Source organism: Streptomyces sp. NPDC029041 (assembly GCF_040637515.1).
Taxonomy (GTDB): domain Bacteria; phylum Actinomycetota; class Actinomycetes; order Streptomycetales; family Streptomycetaceae; genus Streptomyces.
On sequence record NZ_JBEZWO010000003.1, the window covers coordinates 138370 to 154955 of the forward strand.

Consider the following 16586-nt stretch of genomic DNA (forward strand, 5'->3'; position numbering starts at 1 on the left):
GGTACGGGCCGTCCCGTCTGCTCCGCCCGCTCAGTTCCAGGCGTACCCGTCACCGAACAGCAGGGTGTGCTCCAGCACGTCCTCCGCCGGGTCGTCGATCTGACCGGTGTTCACGTTGATCAGACCGACCCGGTGGCCGTTGTGCGAGCCGGTGTTGGTCTCGTCGGCGTGCGCGGCCCCCGCCGGCAGCCAGCACACCGCCAGCACTGCGATCACCCCGGTCAGCCCGCGCATCACGGCCCGCCCCCGCTCGTTCCTCATGCCCCGCTCCTCGTTTCGTCGGTTCGGCGTCTGATCGGACACTGCGTCCACCCGTTCATCTGCCGAAACCACCGCGAGGTCACGCAGTGTCATCCGTACGGGACCGTGCCGGGACCGTGCTGGGACCGTGCCGGGGCCGTCAGTTGTGGCTGTGCAGGATCTCGTTCAGCCCGCCCCACACCGCGTTGTTCGGCCGGGCCTCGACCGTGCCGGTGACCGAGTTGCGGCGGAAGAGGATGTTGGAGGCGCCGGACAGCTCGCGCGCCTTGACGATCTGGCCGTCGGGCATCGTGACGCGGGTGCCGGCGGTGACGTAGAGGCCGGCCTCCACGACGCACTCGTCGCCGAGGGCGATGCCCACGCCCGCCTCGGCGCCGATCAGGCAGCGCTCGCCGATGGAGATGATGACGTTGCCGCCGCCGGAGAGGGTGCCCATGGTGGAGGCGCCGCCGCCGATGTCCGAGCCGTCGCCGATCACGACACCGGCGGAGATCCGGCCCTCGACCATCGACGTGCCGAGCGTGCCGGCGTTGAAGTTGACGAAGCCCTCGTGCATGACGGTGGTGCCCTCGGCGAGGTGCGCGCCGAGGCGGACCCGGTCGGCGTCGGCGATCCGGACACCCTTGGGGGCCACGTAGTCCGTCATGCGCGGGAATTTGTCGACGGAGGTCACCTGCAGGTGCAGGCCCTCGGCCCGGGCGTTCAGCCGGACCTTCTCGAGGTCGTCGACGGCGACCGGGCCGAGCGAGGTCCAGGCGACGTTGGCGAGGAAGCCGAAGATGCCGTCCAGGCTCTGGCCGTGCGGCTTGACCAGACGGTGGGAGAGCAGGTGCAGGCGCAGGTAGGCGTCGTGCGCGTCGATCGGCTTCTCGTCGAGCGAGGCGATGACCGTGCGGACCGCGACCACCTCGACGCCCCGGCGGGCATCCGGGCCGATCGCCGCGGTCGCGCCACCGCCGAGCAGCTCCGCGGCGCGTTCGGCGGACAGCCGCTCGGTGCCGGACGGGCCGGGCTGGTCGGCCAGCTCGGGCGCGGGGAACCAGGTGTCGAGAACGGTACCGTCGGCGGCGATCGTGGCGAGGCCGGCGGCCACGGCGCCGGTGGTGCGAGAAGCAGTCGTGTCGGTCATGAGGGCAACCTAACCGGCGGACACCGATCGATGCGAACCGGTGCGAGGACGTCTCACGGGACGGGCGGTATCCGCTCGGCGAAGACATCCCTCAGCAGCACGGACAGTCCCCGTGGGCGCCCGGCCCCGGGCCTCTCCGGCGCCCGGGCAGGCACCCCGTCCACCCCGCGGCTTTCGCTCTCGACGCCCTTGCCGCCGGATCTCACCCCCGCGCCCCCGCCAGCACCCGTCCCAGCACCTCCCGGGCGTACTCCGCGTCGTAGGGCACCCCCGTCAGCAGGACCTGGAGGCAGATGCCGTCGACCACCGCCACCAGGGCCCGGGCCGTCTCCGGATCGGTGCGGCGGGACAGCAGCTCGGCGACGCCCGCCGCCCACTCGGCGGCGACGGGCCGCAGGGCGGGACGGCGCAGGGCGGCCAGGTACAGCTCGTACTCCAGCTCCACCCCGGTGCGGTCGCCCGCGAGCCACTCACCCATCCACGCGGCGAGCTCGGCGGCCAGGTCGGTGCGGGAGTCCTCCAGGCCGCCGCGCGAGGCGACCACCTTGGCGAAGCCCTCGTTGGCCTGCCGCAACGCGGCGACCAGCAGCTCGTCGAGGGTCTTGAAGTGGTACGTCGTCGAACCGAGGGGCACGTCGGCCTCGGCGGCCGCGCTGCGGTGGCTCAGCCCGGCGATCCCCTTCGCCCCGACGACCCGGATCGCCGCGTCGATGATCCGCTGCCGCCGCTCGGGGTCGTGACGCCGGGCCATCAGTGGGCCCCGCCCAGGTTCAGCACCACGACCCCGGCGATGATCAGAGCGATCCCGGCGGCCTTGGCGGCGGTCATCCCCTCTCCCAGGAACGCGAACCCGATCGTGGCGATGGCGGCGGTGCCGACCCCGGCCCAGATCGCGTAGGCCGTGCCGACCGAGACGGTCTTGAGGGTCTGCGCGAGCAACGCGAAGGACACGACGTATCCGAGGACCGTGAGCAGCGACGGGCCGAGCCTGCTGAATCCGTCGCTGTACTTCATGGCGGTGGTCGCACCGACTTCGGCGGCTATGGCCCCGGCCAGCAGCAGATATCCCATATGTACAAGCGTACAGACTATGTGTACGCCCGTACACAACGGCGTTGGATCACGGGGAGAATCCACTCTCGCAACAGAGGGAAACCGCTCTCGCCAAACGCGTCACAGGCGCCCCAGGCGTCCACTACGGTGTCACCGATCACACACCGGGCCACCACAACTGCGCCGCCGTCAAGGGTGCCCCGCTGGAGGAACAGCGCATGTCAGCAGACAAGTCCCGGCCGCCTCAGGACCGCCCCTGGGAGAGCGGCTGGGCCCCGGACACCACCCGGGCACCGGGGACGCGACGGCTCTGGCTGGCGGGTGCGCTGGCCCTCGCGACGATCACCGCGTGCGTCACGGCCATCACCGTGATGAACAGCGAGGCCGAGCAGGCCGAATCCCGCGCGGCGGAGCCGACCACCCTCAGCAGTTCGGCCCCGGGCGGATTGATCTCCTTCGCGACCCCCTCCCAGTCCGGCACGCCCAAGCCCGGCACGCACCGCCGTCACCCTTCCCCCACCCCCACCACCAGCGCTCCCAAGGCCACCCCGAGTCCGAAGCCCGAGAAGAAGGCCCCGAAGCCGCCGAAGGCGTCCCCCACCACCCCTTCGAAGCGCCCGAAGCCCCCGGCTTCCACCGGCATATCCATACGCTCGGTCAACTTCCCCGACCGCTACTGGCGGGTGCGGGACGGCTATGTGCGCCTGGACCAGGTCGGTTCGGCCGCCGGGCAGCGCGAGGATGCCACCTTCCAGCGCGTCGCCGGCCTCTCCGACCCCTCCTGCTACTCCTTCACCACCGCGGACGGCCGCTACCTCCGCCACCGCAGCTTCGTCCTGGTCGCCGACAGAAACGACGGCTCGTCCCTGTTCCGCCAGGACGCCACGTTCTGCCCCCGGGTCTGGTCCCGCTCGACAACCCTGTCGCTGGAGTCGGTCAACTACCCGGGCCGCTTCCTGCGTCACCGCAACTTCCAGCTCCGCCTGGACCCCTTCGAGAACAGTCACCGGTACTACTCGGACGCGTCGTTCCAGATCGTGTCCGGACTGGACTGAGCACCTCGAACACGCGGGAGGGCGGCACCCGACAGGGTGCCGCCCTCCGTGGCGTCGATGGACCTCAGACGTTGAAGCCGAGAGCCCGCAGCTGCTCGCGCCCGTCGTCCGTGATCTTGTCGGGGCCCCACGGGGGCATCCAGACCCAGTTGATGCGCAGCTCGCTCACGAGGCCGTCCGTGGCGGACTTCGCCTGGTCCTCGATGACGTCCGTCAGCGGGCAGGCCGCCGACGTCAGGGTCATGTCGAGCGTCGCGATGTTCGCTTCGTCGATGTGGATGCCGTAGATCAGGCCGAGGTTGACGACGTCGATGCCAAGTTCGGGGTCGACGACGTCGTACAGCGCCTCACGGACCTCTTCCTCCGAGGCCGGCTTCATCTCAACGGTCTCGCTCATGCCGTCGTCTCCTTCTCGGCGTCGGCTCCGCCCAGCACCTGGGCCGTCGCGTCCTTCCAGGCCATCCAGCTCAGCAGGGCGCACTTCACCCGGGCCGGGTACTTGGACACCCCGGCGAACGCGATCGCGTCCTCCAGGATGTCCTCCATCGCGTCGTCGGGTTCGAGCTTCCCCTTGGACTGCATCAGCTCCAGGAAGGTCTCCTGGATCTTCCGCGCGTCGGAGAGGTCCTTGCCGACGAGGAGGTCGTTCAGTACGGACGCACTCGCCTGGCTGATCGAACAGCCCTGGCCTTCGTACGAGACGTCCTCGATCGTGGTGCCGTCGTACTTCACGCGCAGCGTGATCTCGTCACCGCACGTCGGGTTGACGTGGTGCACCTCGGCGTCGCCATCCCGCAAGCCCCGCCCGTGCGGGTTCTTGTAGTGGTCCAGGATCACTTCCTGGTACATGGAGTCCAGCTTCATGCGATCGCTCGTCCCGTCAGCCGAAGAAGTTCCGTACGTGCTCCAGGCCGTCGACCAGTGCGTCGATCTCGGCCGGCGTGGAGTACAGGTAGAACGACGCTCGCGTGGTCGCAGGAATTCCGTAGCGCAGGCAGACCGGCCGCGCGCAGTGGTGGCCGACCCGGACGGCGATGCCCTGCTCGTCGAGGACCTGGCCCACGTCGTGCGGGTGGATGTCGCCGAGGGTGAAGGAGATCGCCGCGCCCCGCTCCTCGGCCGTGGTCGGGCCGATGATGCGCAGGTCGGGGACCTCCAGCAGCCGCTTGACCGCGTACTCCGTGAGGGCGTGCTCGTGGGCGAGGATCTTCTCCATGCCGATCGACTCGAGGTAGTCGATCGCCGCCCCGAGTCCGACCGCCTGGGCGATCGGGGGCGTGCCCGCCTCGAACTTGTGGGGTGCCGGGGCGTAGGTCGAGGAGTGCATCGACACCGTCTCGATCATCTCGCCGCCGCCGAGGAACGGAGGCAGGTCCTCCAGCAGCTCCTGACGGCCCCAGAGGACGCCTATGCCGGTCGGGCCGCACATCTTGTGGCCGGTGAAAGCCACGAAGTCCGCCTGCAGGGCCTGCACGTCGAGCGGCATGTGCGGGGCTGCCTGGGAGGCGTCGACGCAGACCAGGGCACCGACCTCCTGGGCGCGGCGCACGATCGCCTCGACGGGGTTCTGGGTGCCGAGGATGTTGGAGACCAGCACGAAGGAGACGATCTTCGTCTTCTCGGTGATGACCTCGTCGATGTTCGACAGGTCCAGGCGGCCGTCGTCGGTGAGGCCGAACCACTTCAGGCGGGCGCCCGTACGCTGCGCGAGCAGCTGCCACGGCACGATGTTGGAGTGGTGCTCCATCTCCGTGATGACGATCTCGGTGTCGGAGTCCACGCGGTAGGGCTCGTCGGCCCAGCCCAGCATGTTCGCCACGAGGTTGAGCGACTCCGAGGCGTTCTTGGTGAAGATCACCTCGTCGCGCGAGGGCGCGTTGATGAACGCCGCGACCTTGTCGCGCGCGCCCTCGTACAGCGCCGTGGCCTCCTCGGCGAGCACATGCACACCGCGGTGGACGTTGGCGTTGTAGCGCTCGTAGTACTCACTGAGTGCGTCCAGCACCTGACGCGGCTTCTGGCTGGTGGCCGCGTTGTCCAGGTACACGAGCTTCCGGCCGTCGTGGACCTGGCGGTCCAGGATGGGGAAGTCCTTGCGGATCGCCTCGGTGTCGAGGAGGCCCGGCAGCTGTGTCACGCGGATGCGCCACCCTTCGTGTCGACTCCGTCGTGCTTCGCATATGCCTCGTAGCCCTCGTTCTCCAGCTTGTCCGCGAGCTCGGCGCCGCCGGACTCGACGATCCGGCCGCCGGAGAAGACGTGCACGTGGTCGGGCTTGATGTAGCGCAGGATGCGCGTGTAGTGCGTGATCAGCAGGGTGCCGACCTCGCCGGTCTCGCGGACGCGGTTCACGCCCTCGGACACGACGCGCAGGGCGTCGACGTCCAGGCCGGAGTCGGTCTCGTCGAGGATCGCCATCTTCGGCTTGAGGAGCTCCAGCTGGAGGATCTCGTGGCGCTTCTTCTCACCGCCGGAGAAGCCCTCGTTGACGTTGCGCTCGGCGAAGGAGGGGTCCATGTTGAGGCGCTCCATGGCCTCCTTGACCTCCTTCACCCAGGTGCGCAGCTTGGGGGCCTCGCCGCGGACGGCGGTGGCGGAGGTGCGCAGGAAGTTCGACACGGAGACACCCGGGACCTCGACCGGGTACTGCATGGCGAGGAACAGGCCGGCGCGGGCCCGCTCGTCGACGGACATCTCCAGGACGTCCTCGCCGTCGAGGGTGACGGTGCCGCCGGTGATCGTGTACTTCGGGTGACCGGCGAGGGAGTAGGCGAGGGTCGACTTGCCCGAGCCGTTGGGGCCCATGATGGCGTGCGTCTCGCCCTGCTTCACGGTGAGGTCGACGCCCTTGAGGATCTCCTTCGTGGCGTTGTCGGCCTCGACGGTGACGTGCAGGTCTCGGATTTCAAGCGTTGCCATGGATGCCTCAGGACTCCTGGGTGAGGGAGACGAGCACGTCGTCCCCATCGATCTTTACGGGGTATACGGGGACGGGGCGCGTCGCCGGGAGGGCGTCGGGCTTGCCGGAACGGAGGTCGAAGCGCGAGCCGTGCAGCCAGCACTCGATGTGGCAGTCGTCGACCTCGCCCTCCGCCAGGGAGACGTTCGCGTGCGAGCAGATGTCGTGGATCGCGAACACCTCGCCCTCGGTCTGCACGATGGACAGGGGCGTGCCGTCGAGTTCCACCCGTTTCGGGGTGTCCTCCTCCAGCTCGCCCAGTCCACAGGCACGTACGAAGGTCATGCGACCGCCGCCTCCAGCTCCTCCTCGATCTTGGCGATCAGGCGCTCCTCGATGTCGGGGAGGCCGATCTGCTGGACCAGCTCGGCGAAGAAGCCGCGGACCACGAGGCGCCGGGCCTCGTGCTCCGGGATGCCGCGGGCCATGAGGTAGAAGAGCTGCTCGTCGTCGAAGCGGCCGGTCGCCGAGGCGTGGCCGGCGCCGACGATCTCGCCGGTCTCGATCTCCAGGTTCGGCACGGAGTCGACCCGGGCGCCGTCGGTGAGGACGAGGTTCCGGTTCATCTCGTAGGTGTCGGTGCCCTCGGCCTTGGCCTCGATGAGCACGTCGCCGATCCACACCGCGTGGGCGTCGTCGCCCTGGAGCGCGCCCTTGTAGACGACGTTGGACTTGCAGTGCGGGACGTTGTGGTCGACCAGCAGGCGGTGCTCCTGGTGCTGTCCCTGGTCGGTGAAGTACAGGCCGAACAGCTCGGCCTCGCCGCCGGGGCCGGCGTAACTCACGCGCGGGTGCAGCCGGACGACGTCGCCGCCGAAGGTGACGACGACCGACTTGAAGGAGGCGTCGCGGCCGACCAGCGCGTTGTGCTGGGCGACGTGGACGGCCTTCTCGTCCCAGTCCTGGACGGAGACGACGGTGAGCTTGGCGCCGTCGCCCAGGAGGTAGTCGACGTTGGCGGCGAGCACCGCGTCACCGGTGTGGTCGATGACCACGACGGCCTCGGCGAAGGCGCCCAGCTCGATCACCTGGTGGCCGAAGGCGGTGCCGCCCTCGCCGTGCACCGAGATGCGGACGGGCTCGGTGAGGACGGTCTCCTTGGGGATGCTCACGACCGAGGCCTTCTCGAACGCCGAGTAGGCCTGGGCGGCGACGCGGTCCACCGGGGTGCCGGCCTTGCCGAGCCGCGCGTCGTCGCGGCCGACGGCCTCGACGGTGACGCCCTCGGGGGCCTTGACCTCGACCTTCACGCCGTTGCCGGTGCTGACGGCGGTGCCGTCGTGTAGACCGCGCAGGCGCTCCAGCGGGGTGAACCGCCACTCCTCCTCACGGCCGTGCGGGACGGGGAAGTCCGCGACATCGAAGGACGGCGGCGCGCTCATGCGCGTGGCGACGGTCGACTCCGCGGCGACCGCGATCGAGCCGGCGGTGGTGGACCCCACCGGGATGTTCTGGGCCTCAGCCATGGCTGTCGTAGTGCTCGCTTTCTTACGGGAGGGGCTTGATGGGACGGCGGTCGGGGCGTCAGCCGACCGCGCCCTCCATCTGCAGCTCGATCAGCCGGTTGAGCTCCAGCGCGTACTCCATGGGGAGCTCCTTGGCGATGGGCTCGACGAAGCCGCGCACGATCATCGCCATGGCCTCGTCCTCGCTCAGGCCGCGGCTCATGAGGTAGAAGAGCTGGTCCTCGGAGACCTTGGAGACGGTCGCCTCGTGGCCCATGGACACGTCGTCCTCGCGGACGTCCACGTAGGGGTAGGTGTCCGAGCGGGAGATGGTGTCCACCAGCAGCGCGTCGCACAGGACGTTCGACTTGGAGCCCGGGGCGCCCTCGCCGATCTCGATGAGACCGCGGTAGGAGGTGCGGCCGCCGCCTCGCGCCACCGACTTGGAGACGATGTTGGAGGAGGTGTTCGGGGCCATGTGGACCATCTTGGCGCCGGCGTCCTGGTGCTGGCCCTCGCCCGCGAAGGCGATGGACAGGGTCTCGCCCTTGGCGTGCTCGCCCATCAGGTAGACGGCCGGGTACTTCATCGTCACCTTGGAGCCGATGTTGCCGTCGATCCACTCCATGGTCGCGCCCTCGTAGGCGACGGCGCGCTTGGTGACCAGGTTGTAGACGTTGTTCGACCAGTTCTGGATGGTCGTGTAGCGGCAGCGGGCGTTCTTCTTGACGATGATCTCGACGACCGCGGAGTGCAGCGAGTCCGACTTGTAGATCGGGGCGGTGCAGCCCTCGACGTAGTGCACGTAGGCACCCTCGTCGACGATGATCAGGGTCCGCTCGAACTGGCCCATGTTCTCCGTGTTGATGCGGAAGTAGGCCTGGAGCGGGATCTCCACGTGCACGCCCTTCGGCACGTAGATGAAGGAGCCGCCCGACCACACGGCGGTGTTCAGGGCCGCGAACTTGTTGTCACCGGCGGGGATGACGGTGCCGAAGTACTCCTTGAAGAGCTCCGGGTGCTCCTTCAGGGCGGTGTCGGTGTCGAGGAAGATGACGCCCTGCTCCTCCAGGTCCTCGCGGATCTGGTGGTAGACGACCTCCGACTCGTACTGCGCGGCGACACCGGCGACGAGGCGCTGCTTCTCCGCCTCGGGGATGCCGAGCTTGTCGTACGTGTTCTTGATGTCCTCGGGCAGGTCCTCCCAGGACTCCGCCTGCTTCTCCGTGGAGCGCACGAAGTACTTGATGTTGTCGAAGTCGATGCCGGAGAGGTCCGAGCCCCAGTTCGGCATGGGCTTCTTCTCGAACAGGCGCAGGCCCTTGAGGCGGAGCTTGGTCATCCACTCCGGCTCGCTCTTCTTGGAGGAGATGTCCCGGACGACGTCCTCGTTGATGCCGCGCTTGGCAGAGGCGCCGGCCGTGTCGGAGTCGGCCCAGCCGTACTCGTACTTGCCCAGGCCCTCCAGCTCGGGGTGGGCAGTCTCCGTGGGGAGAGTCATGCGGGGTTCCTCCCGGCCGTGCTTGCAGATGCGTTGTGGGAAATCTTGGGGATGAACGTCGTGCAGACGCCGTCGCCGTGCGCGATGGTGGCGAGCCGCTGTACATGCGTACCGAGCAGCTCGGCGAAAAATTCCGTCTCCGCCTCGCACAGTTGCGGAAACTGCTCGGCGACGTGCGCGACCGGGCAGTGGTGCTGGCAGAGCTGCTCACCCTGCTGCGGGTGGGGCGCGCTGCGCGCCGTAGCAGCGTACCCGTCGGCGCTCAAGGCCTTGGCCAGCGCTTCGGCCCGCTTCTCGGGCGGCACGCCCTCGACGGCTCGGCGGTAGGCGCCCGCCTGAGCGGCGATCCTGGCACGGGCGAAGGCGGCGATCGCCTCGCTGCCGCCCTCACGGTCCGCGATCCAGCGCAGGGCGTCCGTGGCGAGCGTGTCGTACGACTGGTCGAAGGCGTCCCGGCCGCAGTCCGTCAGGGCGAACACCTTGGCGGGCCGGCCGCGGGTCCGCGTGCCGTACACCCGCTGCTCGCGCGCTTCCACGACACCGTCACCCGTGAGGGCGTCGAGGTGCCGGCGCACGGCCGCCTGGGTGAGGCCCAGCCGCTCGGCGAGCTCGGCGACGGTCGAGGGGCCGTGGTCCAGGATGGACCGCGCGACACGGTTGCGGGTGGACCGCTCCCCGGTCGCCAGCTCCTCCTGGGGTGCCTCGCCGACGTTTTTCACAACGCCATTGTTGCGTAATTCCTCCGGACCGGGCAAGCCGCGCCCGCGGCACCCGACGGTGCCCTGCGTCACTTAGGCATACCTAATCCGACCTGCGGAAACGATCTCTGATCGATCAAACCGGTGGCATGCGACAGCCGTATCGGGGACACTCCACAACCATGCCCACACCCGCTCCGACCGGCCCTCTTGTCACCCGCGAGACGCTTCGGACCCAGCTGGGCGAACTCGGCGTGCGCCCCGGGGAGACCCTCCTCGTGCACTCCTCGCTCAGCGCCCTCGGCTGGGTCAACGGCGGCGCCGTCGCGGTGGTGCGAGGGCTGCTCGACGCGCTCGGCCCGAAGGGCACGCTCGTCGTCCCCACGCAGACCGGTGACCTGTCCGACCCGGCCCTGTGGAGCAACCCGCCGGTACCCCCGGAATGGTGGGCGGCCATCCGCGCCACCATGCCCGCCTACGACCCGCGGATCACACCCAGCCGCGGGGTCGGCGTCGTCCCCGAGACCGTGCGCACCTGGCCGGGCGCACGGCGCAGTGCGCATCCGCAGACCTCGTTCGCGGCGCTCGGCCCCCGCGCGGCGGAGGTGCTCGAGGGGCACGCGCCCGACTGCCGGCTCGGTGAGCGAAGCCCGCTGGCGAAGCTGGAGGCGATGGGCGCCCGGGTGCTGCTGCTCGGCGCCGGCTACGCGTCCTGCACGAGCTTCCACCTCGCCGAGTACCGGATACCGTCCCCGCGCGTCGCCGTGGGGCGGCCGGGGCCCCAGGGCTGGGAGACCGTCATGGAGGTGTCGATCAGCTCGGACCGTTTCGACGAGCTGGGCTACGACTTCGAACGCGACCGTCCCGTCGTGCGCGGAAAGGCCGGCGCGGCCGAGGCGCGGCTGTTCCCGGTGGCGGACGCGGTGGCCTACGCAGAACGGTGGCTGGCGGTCCACCGGCCCCGGGACGAGGAATTCCTCCACCCGCCGGTCTGAGCTGCGGCCCGCCTCCCTAGACTCTGGACCCATGCGAAGTGAGCCCGTGATCCAGGTCCAGGCCCTGGTGAAGCGGTACGGCACGAAGACCGCGGTGGACGGGCTGGACCTGGTGGCCCGGACCGGCGTGACCGCCGTGCTCGGTCCCAACGGGGCGGGCAAGACCACCACGGTCGAGACCTGCGAGGGGTACCGGAAGCCGGATTCCGGCACGGTGCGCGTCCTGGGCCTCGACCCGGTGAGACAGTCCGGGCAGCTGCGGCCCCGCATCGGCGTGATGCTCCAGTCGGGCGGCGTCTACTCGGGCTCCAGGGCCGACGAGATGCTCCGCCACATCGCCAGACTCCACGCGCACCCCCTGGACGTGGACGCGCTGATCGAGCGCCTGGGCCTCGGCTCCTGCGGCCGTACGACGTACCGCCGGCTGTCCGGCGGGCAGCAGCAGCGGCTCGCGCTGGCCATGGCCGTGGTCGGGCGACCGGAACTGGTCTTCCTCGACGAGCCGACCGCCGGACTCGACCCTCAGGCCCGCCGCGCCACCTGGGACCTCGTGCGGGACCTGCGCGCCGACGGCGTGTCGGTGATCCTCACCACGCACTACATGGACGAAGCAGAGCAGCTCGCGGACGACGTGGCGATCATCGACTCCGGCCGGGTCATCGCCCAGGGCTCCCCCGAGGAGCTGTGCCGGGGCGGCGCCGAGAACACGCTGCGCTTCACGGGCCGGCCGGGCCTCGACGTGGGCTCGCTGCTGAAGGCCCTGCCCGCCGACTGCTCGGCCGCCGAGCTGACACCGGGCTCCTACCGGGTCGTCGGCAAGGTCGACCCCCAGCTGCTCGCGACGGTCACCTCCTGGTGCGCCCAGCACGGCGTGATGCCGGAGAGGATCTCCGTCGAGCGGCACACCCTGGAGGACGTCTTCTTGGAGCTCACCGGCAAGGAGCTGCGCTCGTGACCGCCACCGGCACCGGGACGTACACGCCGAAGCCCGGCGCGGCGCCCCTCCCCCGCATGATCGCGGCCCAGGCCGCCCTCGAGACGAAGATGCTGCTGCGCAACGGCGAGCAGCTGCTGCTGACCGTCGTCATCCCGGCCCTGCTCCTGGTGCTCTTCAGCACCGTGGACATCGTCGACACCGGCGCCGGCGAGGCGGTCGACTTCCTCGCGCCCGGCATCCTCGCGCTCGCGGTGATGTCGACCGCGTTCACCGGCCAGGCCATCGCCACCGGCTTCGAGCGCCGCTACGGCGTGCTGAAGCTGCTCGCCTCCTCGCCCCTGCCCCGCTGGGGCCTGATGACAGCCAAGACGCTCTCCGTGCTGGTCACCGAGGTGCTTCAAGTGATCCTGCTGACAGTGATCGCCTTCGCGCTCGGCTGGTCGCCGCAGGGCAATCCGGTCGCCGTCCTGCTGCTCCTGGTCCTCGGCACTGCGGCCTTCTCCGGCTTGGGCCTGTTGATGGCCGGGACCCTGAAGGCCGAGGCGACGCTGGCCGCGGCCAACCTGGTGTTCCTGCTGCTGCTGGTGGGCGGCGGGGTCGTCGTACCGCTCGACAAGTTCCCCTCCGGCGCGCAGGACGTACTGGGGCTGCTGCCGATCTCGGCACTGTCCGACGGGCTGCGGGACGTGCTCCAGCACGGCGCCGGGATGCCGTGGGGCGACCTCGGGATCCTGGCCGTCTGGGCGGTCGCGGGACTGGCGGCGGCCGGAAAGTTCTTCCGCTGGGAGTAGGGAGGGTGTCCCGTGACGGACCCTCGTGAACGCATGCACAAGCGGCGGCCTACGATGGTTCGCGTGCCACACGTGACCCGCGCCGACGCCCAGGCCGCCCTGCGCAACCCGCTCGCCTTCATCGCCGAGCGCTGGACCCCGGAACCCCGGACGGTCCGGCGCGCGGCCCTGACCTCACTGCTGATGTCGGTGATCATCGTCGTCACCGGCGGCGCCGTCCGGCTGACCGGCTCGGGCCTGGGCTGCCCGACCTGGCCCAAGTGCACCGACGACTCGCTCACCGCCACCAGCGCGATGGGCGTCCACGGCGCCATCGAGTTCGGCAACCGCATGCTGACGTACGTGCTCTGCGCGGCCGTCGGCTGGGCGATCATCGCCGCGCGCTCGCAGAAGCCGTACCGGCGGAGCCTCGTGCGGCTGGGCTGGGCTCAGTTCTGGATCGTGATGAGCAACGCGATCCTCGGCGGCATCGTGGTGCTGGTCGGTCTCAACCCGTACACGGTCGCGGCCCACTTCGTGGCGACGTCGGCGCTGATCGCGGTGGCCACCGTGATGTGGCAGCGCACCCGTGAGGGCGACGCGGTGCCCCGCGCGCTGGTCGGCAAGGCCGTGCAGCAGCTGGTGTGGTTCCTGGTCGCGGCGGCCGTCCTGCTCATCCTGGTCGGCACGGTCGTCACCGGCGCGGGCCCGCACGCCGGCGACTCCAGCGAGGTCGAGCGGATGCCGGTCGACTGGGAGACCGTGAGCAAGCTGCACGCCGTGCTGGCGTGGATCGTGGTGACGCTGACGTTCGCCCTGTGGTTCGTCCTCAAGGCGGTCGACGCGCCGAAGAACCCGCTGCACCGCACCCGCGAGCTGTTCCTGATCCTGCTCGCGCAGGGCGTCATCGGCTACGTCCAGTACTTCACGGACCTGCCCGAGGTCCTGGTCGGCCTGCACATGCTGGGCTCGGCCGTGATGTGGATCTGGGTGCTGCGGGTGGTGCTGTCGCTGCGCGAGCGGCCTGAGGACGCCGTGGAGCTGCCCGGGCCCGCCGCCGAGGCCACCCTGACCAAGGCCTAGTCGAGCCCGTAGACCCGTCTCGCGTTCCCCGACGCCAGCATGCCCGCCACCCGCTGGGCGTCGGCCGGTGACCAGGCGCCCTCGGCGACCCAGGTGCCGAGCACCCGTCCCAGGGCCTCGCGGAACAGCCGGGCCCCCACCACGTGCAGCTCGGGCAGGCCCTGGGCGCCGGTGGAGAAGAGGATCTTGCCGAAGGGGGCCAGCTCCAGGATCTCCGCGAGGACGGTAGCGGCCCGGGCGCCCGTGCGGACCAGGGCCGCGCCGCAGTCGACGTGGACGTGCGGGAAGACACCGGCGAGATGGGCGGCCTGCCGGTGGTACGGGTAGCCGTGCAGCAGGACCAGGTCCGTGCCGAGACCGGCGGTGGCCCGGACGAAGTCCGTCAGGAGCACCGGGTCCGTCCCGTCGGCCCGCAGCCCCGGTGCGCCGAGCCCCGCGTGCAGCTGCAGCGGCAGCCCCGAGGCGACGGCGCTCCACAGCAGGTGCCGCAGCAGCACCGGATCGCTCAGCTCTCCGCCGACCCCGCGCCCGGCGAGCCAGCGGCCGGCCGCGCCCCGCACCTCCCCCGGCCCGGGCGGCTCCGGCGCGAGGGCGAGACCGTGCCGTGGGCCGGCGACCGAGGTGAAGGCGACGGCGGTCGCGGCGGCCGCGTGCACCGACTCGGCGAGGTTGGCGAGGAAGGCCTCGACGGTTCCGGAGGTGTCGGCGACCTGCTCGGCGAGGAGTTCCAGACGCACGATCTCGCGGGCCCGGGCGGCTCCCGCGCTGGCCAGCTCCCCCGGTTCCGTCAGGTCGCCGGGGAGGCCGGTGTCGACCAGGTAGGTCGTGATGCCGCTGCCGCGCAACAGCCGGCGGCCGGACTCCAGGACGCCCAGTTCCCGGCGCCGGGCGAGGTAGCGGGCGGGTGCGCAGTGGGGTTCGAGGCCGAGCAGGGGCGGGCACCAGCGCCGCACGGCGAAGCCGGTCTGGGTGTCGAAGAGGGTGGTGCCGGGGGCGGGCGGGCCCTCGGTGCGGCTGAGGTGGGCCTCGAAGGTGCCGAGGCCCAGCTCCGTGCGGAGTACTCCGTGGCAGTACTGGTCCACCAAGGACGGCGTTTCGATCATCCGGGCCTCCCGGTGTGGACCCTGTGGTTATCAAGGGTCCTAACGGGTGAACCGGGTTCGAGGTCGCGGTCCCGGAGTGGGCGGCCGGTGCCGTGGGGCGGGTGCGGACCGGATGTGGCTGGTCGCGCAGTTCCCCGCGCCCCTTGAGGTCAGTCGTTCTTGGGGCCGCCGACCTGGATACCGGCCATGCGCGACCACTCGTAGCGGCCGGTCTTGACCTTGGCCGCGAATTCGCCGTCGAAGGACTCGTGGCGGGTGATGCCCGACTTCTCCACGGCCTGCTCGGCGATCTCGTAGGAGGGGGCCACCAGGTCGCCCCAGTTGCCGTCCTCGCCGACCAGGACGATGCGGGCGCCGCGCTCGCCGAGGTAGGCGACCTGGCCCTCGGCGCCGCCGTGGGCCTGGGAGAAGGAGGAGATCTGCTTGGCCAGCCGGGCCACCTTGCGCTCGGCCTTCGGGTCAACCTGCTGCGTGTCTGCCATGGCCAGGATGCTACTCACCGGTAGATCAGCTGGCGAGGGCAGGGGCCTGTGACCTGCGTCAGGGCTCTAGCGCAGGAAGGGGTCGACCGCGACCGCCACGAAGAGCAGCGACACGTAGGTGATCGACCAGTGGAACAGGCGCATCTCCTTCAGCTTCGCGCCCGTCACCTCCGCCTTGGCGCGGTTCTGCAGGCCGTGCGCCTCCCAGAGCCAGAAGCCGCCCGCCAGCAGGGCCACCGAGGTGTAGAACCAGCCGGTGTAGCCGAGGGGGGTGAGCAGGAGCGAGACGCCGACCATGACCCAGCTGTAGATCACGATCTGCTTGGCGACCACCTTGTTGGAGGCGACCACCGGCAGCATGGGCACGCCCACGCGCGCGTAGTCGTCCTTGACCTTCATGGACAGCGGCCAGTAGTGCGGCGGCGTCCAGAAGAACATGACCATGAAGAGGATGACCGGCGCCCACGACATCGAGTTCGTGACCGAGGACCAGCCGATCAGCACCGGCAGGCAGCCGGCGATGCCGCCCCACACGATGTTCTGCGAGGTCCGGCGCTTGAGGATCATCGTGTAGACGACGACGTAGAAGAGGAGCGCGCCGAGGGCGAGCCAGGCGCTCAGCCAGTTCACGGTGAGGCCGAACAGCAGCGTCGAGGCGACGGCCAGGGTGATGCCGAAGGCCAGGCACTCACGAGGGCTCACCATGCCGGTGACCAGCGGGCGCTGCGAGGTGCGGTCCATGAGCGCGTCGATGTCGCGGTCGATGTACATGTTGAGCGCGTTGGCGCCGCCCGCGGACATGTAGCCGCCGAGACACGTCAGCAGCACCAGCGTCAGGTCGGGCACGCCCTGCTGCGCCAGGAACATCACCGGCACCGTGGTGATCAGCAGCAGCTCGATGATCCGCGGCTTGGTGAGAGCCACGAAAGCCATGACACGGGCCCCGAGCGGCCGGTGGGCCGGGCCCAGGTCCGTCCCGGTCATCCCCGCTGGACGGGATTCAACGGCCGTCACGCACACCCCTACAGAGACATCCCAGCAAGCCTCACCGCTGTGAAGTCCCGGTAAAGGCTCGCGCGTACCACGCCACTTTAGACGTTGCCCAGACTCGGACA

20 protein-coding genes are annotated in these 16586 nt (G+C 70.2%); 5 read left to right on the forward strand and 15 right to left on the reverse strand.

Going from position 1 to position 16586, the window contains the following annotated elements:
* Positions 1-30: 30 nt before the first annotated feature.
* The 4 genes from AB0F04_RS07885 to AB0F04_RS07900 all read right to left on the reverse strand — a co-directional run bounded on the left by AB0F04_RS07885 (position 31) and on the right by AB0F04_RS07900 (position 2461).
* Entirely contained in the window at positions 31-261 is a 231-nt protein-coding gene (locus AB0F04_RS07885; RefSeq protein WP_362038950.1) for a hypothetical protein, read from the reverse strand.
* 139 nt (positions 262-400) lie between these two features.
* The gene (gene dapD, locus AB0F04_RS07890; protein WP_053670674.1) at positions 401-1390 is read right to left on the reverse strand and encodes a 2,3,4,5-tetrahydropyridine-2,6-dicarboxylate N-succinyltransferase; all 990 of its coding nucleotides are present in this window, start codon (positions 1388-1390) and stop codon (positions 401-403) included.
* Between the two features lie 202 nt (positions 1391-1592).
* The gene (locus tag AB0F04_RS07895; protein WP_362038952.1) at positions 1593-2141 is read right to left on the reverse strand and encodes a TetR family transcriptional regulator; all 549 of its coding nucleotides are present in this window, start codon (positions 2139-2141) and stop codon (positions 1593-1595) included.
* The gene (locus AB0F04_RS07900; RefSeq protein ID WP_053670672.1) at positions 2141-2461 is read right to left on the reverse strand and encodes a multidrug efflux SMR transporter; all 321 of its coding nucleotides are present in this window, start codon (positions 2459-2461) and stop codon (positions 2141-2143) included. Before AB0F04_RS07900 ends, AB0F04_RS07895 begins: the two co-directional genes overlap by 1 nt.
* A gap of 200 nt (positions 2462-2661) precedes the next feature.
* Here AB0F04_RS07900 and AB0F04_RS07905 point away from each other — a divergent pair, with 200 nt between their 5' ends.
* Entirely contained in the window at positions 2662-3498 is an 837-nt protein-coding gene (locus tag AB0F04_RS07905; RefSeq protein WP_362038955.1) for an AbfB domain-containing protein, read from the forward strand.
* Between the two features lie 64 nt (positions 3499-3562).
* On the opposite strand, the gene AB0F04_RS07910 is transcribed toward AB0F04_RS07905, so the two are convergent.
* From AB0F04_RS07910 to AB0F04_RS07945, 8 genes are read right to left on the reverse strand one after another with little or no spacing between them, the layout of a single operon-like run.
* Positions 3563-3895, reverse strand: coding sequence for a metal-sulfur cluster assembly factor (locus AB0F04_RS07910; RefSeq protein ID WP_053670670.1), 333 nt, complete (start codon positions 3893-3895; stop codon positions 3563-3565).
* Positions 3892-4362 (reverse strand): Fe-S cluster assembly sulfur transfer protein SufU, encoded by a 471-nt coding sequence (gene sufU / locus AB0F04_RS07915; protein WP_053670669.1) that lies wholly within the window; start codon positions 4360-4362, stop codon positions 3892-3894. Before sufU ends, AB0F04_RS07910 begins: the two co-directional genes overlap by 4 nt.
* 16 nt (positions 4363-4378) lie before the next feature.
* A complete protein-coding gene (locus tag AB0F04_RS07920; RefSeq protein WP_362038959.1) occupies positions 4379-5635 on the reverse strand; it encodes a cysteine desulfurase in 1257 nt (418 codons plus the stop codon).
* Positions 5632-6417 carry a Fe-S cluster assembly ATPase SufC gene (gene sufC / locus AB0F04_RS07925; protein ID WP_362038961.1) on the reverse strand — a complete coding sequence of 262 codons (786 nt, stop codon included), beginning with the start codon at positions 6415-6417 and terminating at the stop codon, positions 5632-5634. The genes AB0F04_RS07920 and sufC overlap by 4 nt, the downstream gene beginning before the upstream one ends.
* Before the next feature lie 7 nt (positions 6418-6424).
* Positions 6425-6742, reverse strand: coding sequence for a non-heme iron oxygenase ferredoxin subunit (locus AB0F04_RS07930; RefSeq protein ID WP_362038963.1), 318 nt, complete (start codon positions 6740-6742; stop codon positions 6425-6427).
* Positions 6739-7923, reverse strand: a complete 1185-nt coding sequence (sufD, locus tag AB0F04_RS07935; protein WP_362038965.1) for a Fe-S cluster assembly protein SufD — start codon at positions 7921-7923, stop codon at positions 6739-6741. The genes AB0F04_RS07930 and sufD overlap by 4 nt, the downstream gene beginning before the upstream one ends.
* Positions 7924-7981: 58 nt before the next feature.
* Complete coding sequence (gene sufB / locus AB0F04_RS07940) at positions 7982-9403, reverse strand: Fe-S cluster assembly protein SufB (protein WP_362038966.1); 1422 nt, start codon at positions 9401-9403, stop codon at positions 7982-7984.
* The gene (locus AB0F04_RS07945) at positions 9400-10122 is read right to left on the reverse strand and encodes an ArsR family transcriptional regulator (protein ID WP_362038968.1); all 723 of its coding nucleotides are present in this window, start codon (positions 10120-10122) and stop codon (positions 9400-9402) included. The genes sufB and AB0F04_RS07945 overlap by 4 nt, the downstream gene beginning before the upstream one ends.
* 161 nt (positions 10123-10283) lie before the next feature.
* Between AB0F04_RS07945 and AB0F04_RS07950 the strand changes: the two genes are divergently transcribed.
* From AB0F04_RS07950 to AB0F04_RS07965, 4 genes are read left to right on the forward strand one after another with little or no spacing between them, the layout of a single operon-like run.
* Positions 10284-11096, forward strand: a complete 813-nt coding sequence (locus AB0F04_RS07950; protein WP_362038970.1) for an AAC(3) family N-acetyltransferase — start codon at positions 10284-10286, stop codon at positions 11094-11096.
* Between the two features lie 31 nt (positions 11097-11127).
* Entirely contained in the window at positions 11128-12051 is a 924-nt protein-coding gene (locus tag AB0F04_RS07955) for an ABC transporter ATP-binding protein (RefSeq protein ID WP_362038972.1), read from the forward strand.
* A 56-nt stretch (positions 12052-12107) separates the two neighbouring features.
* Positions 12108-12824 carry an ABC transporter permease gene (locus AB0F04_RS07960; RefSeq protein WP_362039785.1) on the forward strand — a complete coding sequence of 239 codons (717 nt, stop codon included), beginning with the start codon at positions 12108-12110 and terminating at the stop codon, positions 12822-12824.
* A gap of 54 nt (positions 12825-12878) precedes the next feature.
* Positions 12879-13886 carry a COX15/CtaA family protein gene (locus AB0F04_RS07965; RefSeq protein WP_362038975.1) on the forward strand — a complete coding sequence of 336 codons (1008 nt, stop codon included), beginning with the start codon at positions 12879-12881 and terminating at the stop codon, positions 13884-13886.
* On the opposite strand, the gene AB0F04_RS07970 is transcribed toward AB0F04_RS07965, so the two are convergent.
* The 3 genes from AB0F04_RS07970 to AB0F04_RS07980 form a co-directional block, all read right to left on the reverse strand.
* A complete protein-coding gene (locus tag AB0F04_RS07970) occupies positions 13883-14989 on the reverse strand; it encodes an amidohydrolase family protein (protein WP_362038977.1) in 1107 nt (368 codons plus the stop codon). The two genes, AB0F04_RS07965 and AB0F04_RS07970, sit on opposite strands and share 4 nt — an antisense overlap.
* A 149-nt stretch (positions 14990-15138) precedes the next feature.
* Positions 15139-15471 carry a hypothetical protein gene (locus AB0F04_RS07975; protein ID WP_362038980.1) on the reverse strand — a complete coding sequence of 111 codons (333 nt, stop codon included), beginning with the start codon at positions 15469-15471 and terminating at the stop codon, positions 15139-15141.
* A gap of 66 nt (positions 15472-15537) precedes the next feature.
* The gene (locus tag AB0F04_RS07980; protein WP_362038982.1) at positions 15538-16491 is read right to left on the reverse strand and encodes a heme o synthase; all 954 of its coding nucleotides are present in this window, start codon (positions 16489-16491) and stop codon (positions 15538-15540) included.
* Positions 16492-16586 lie beyond the last annotated feature (95 nt).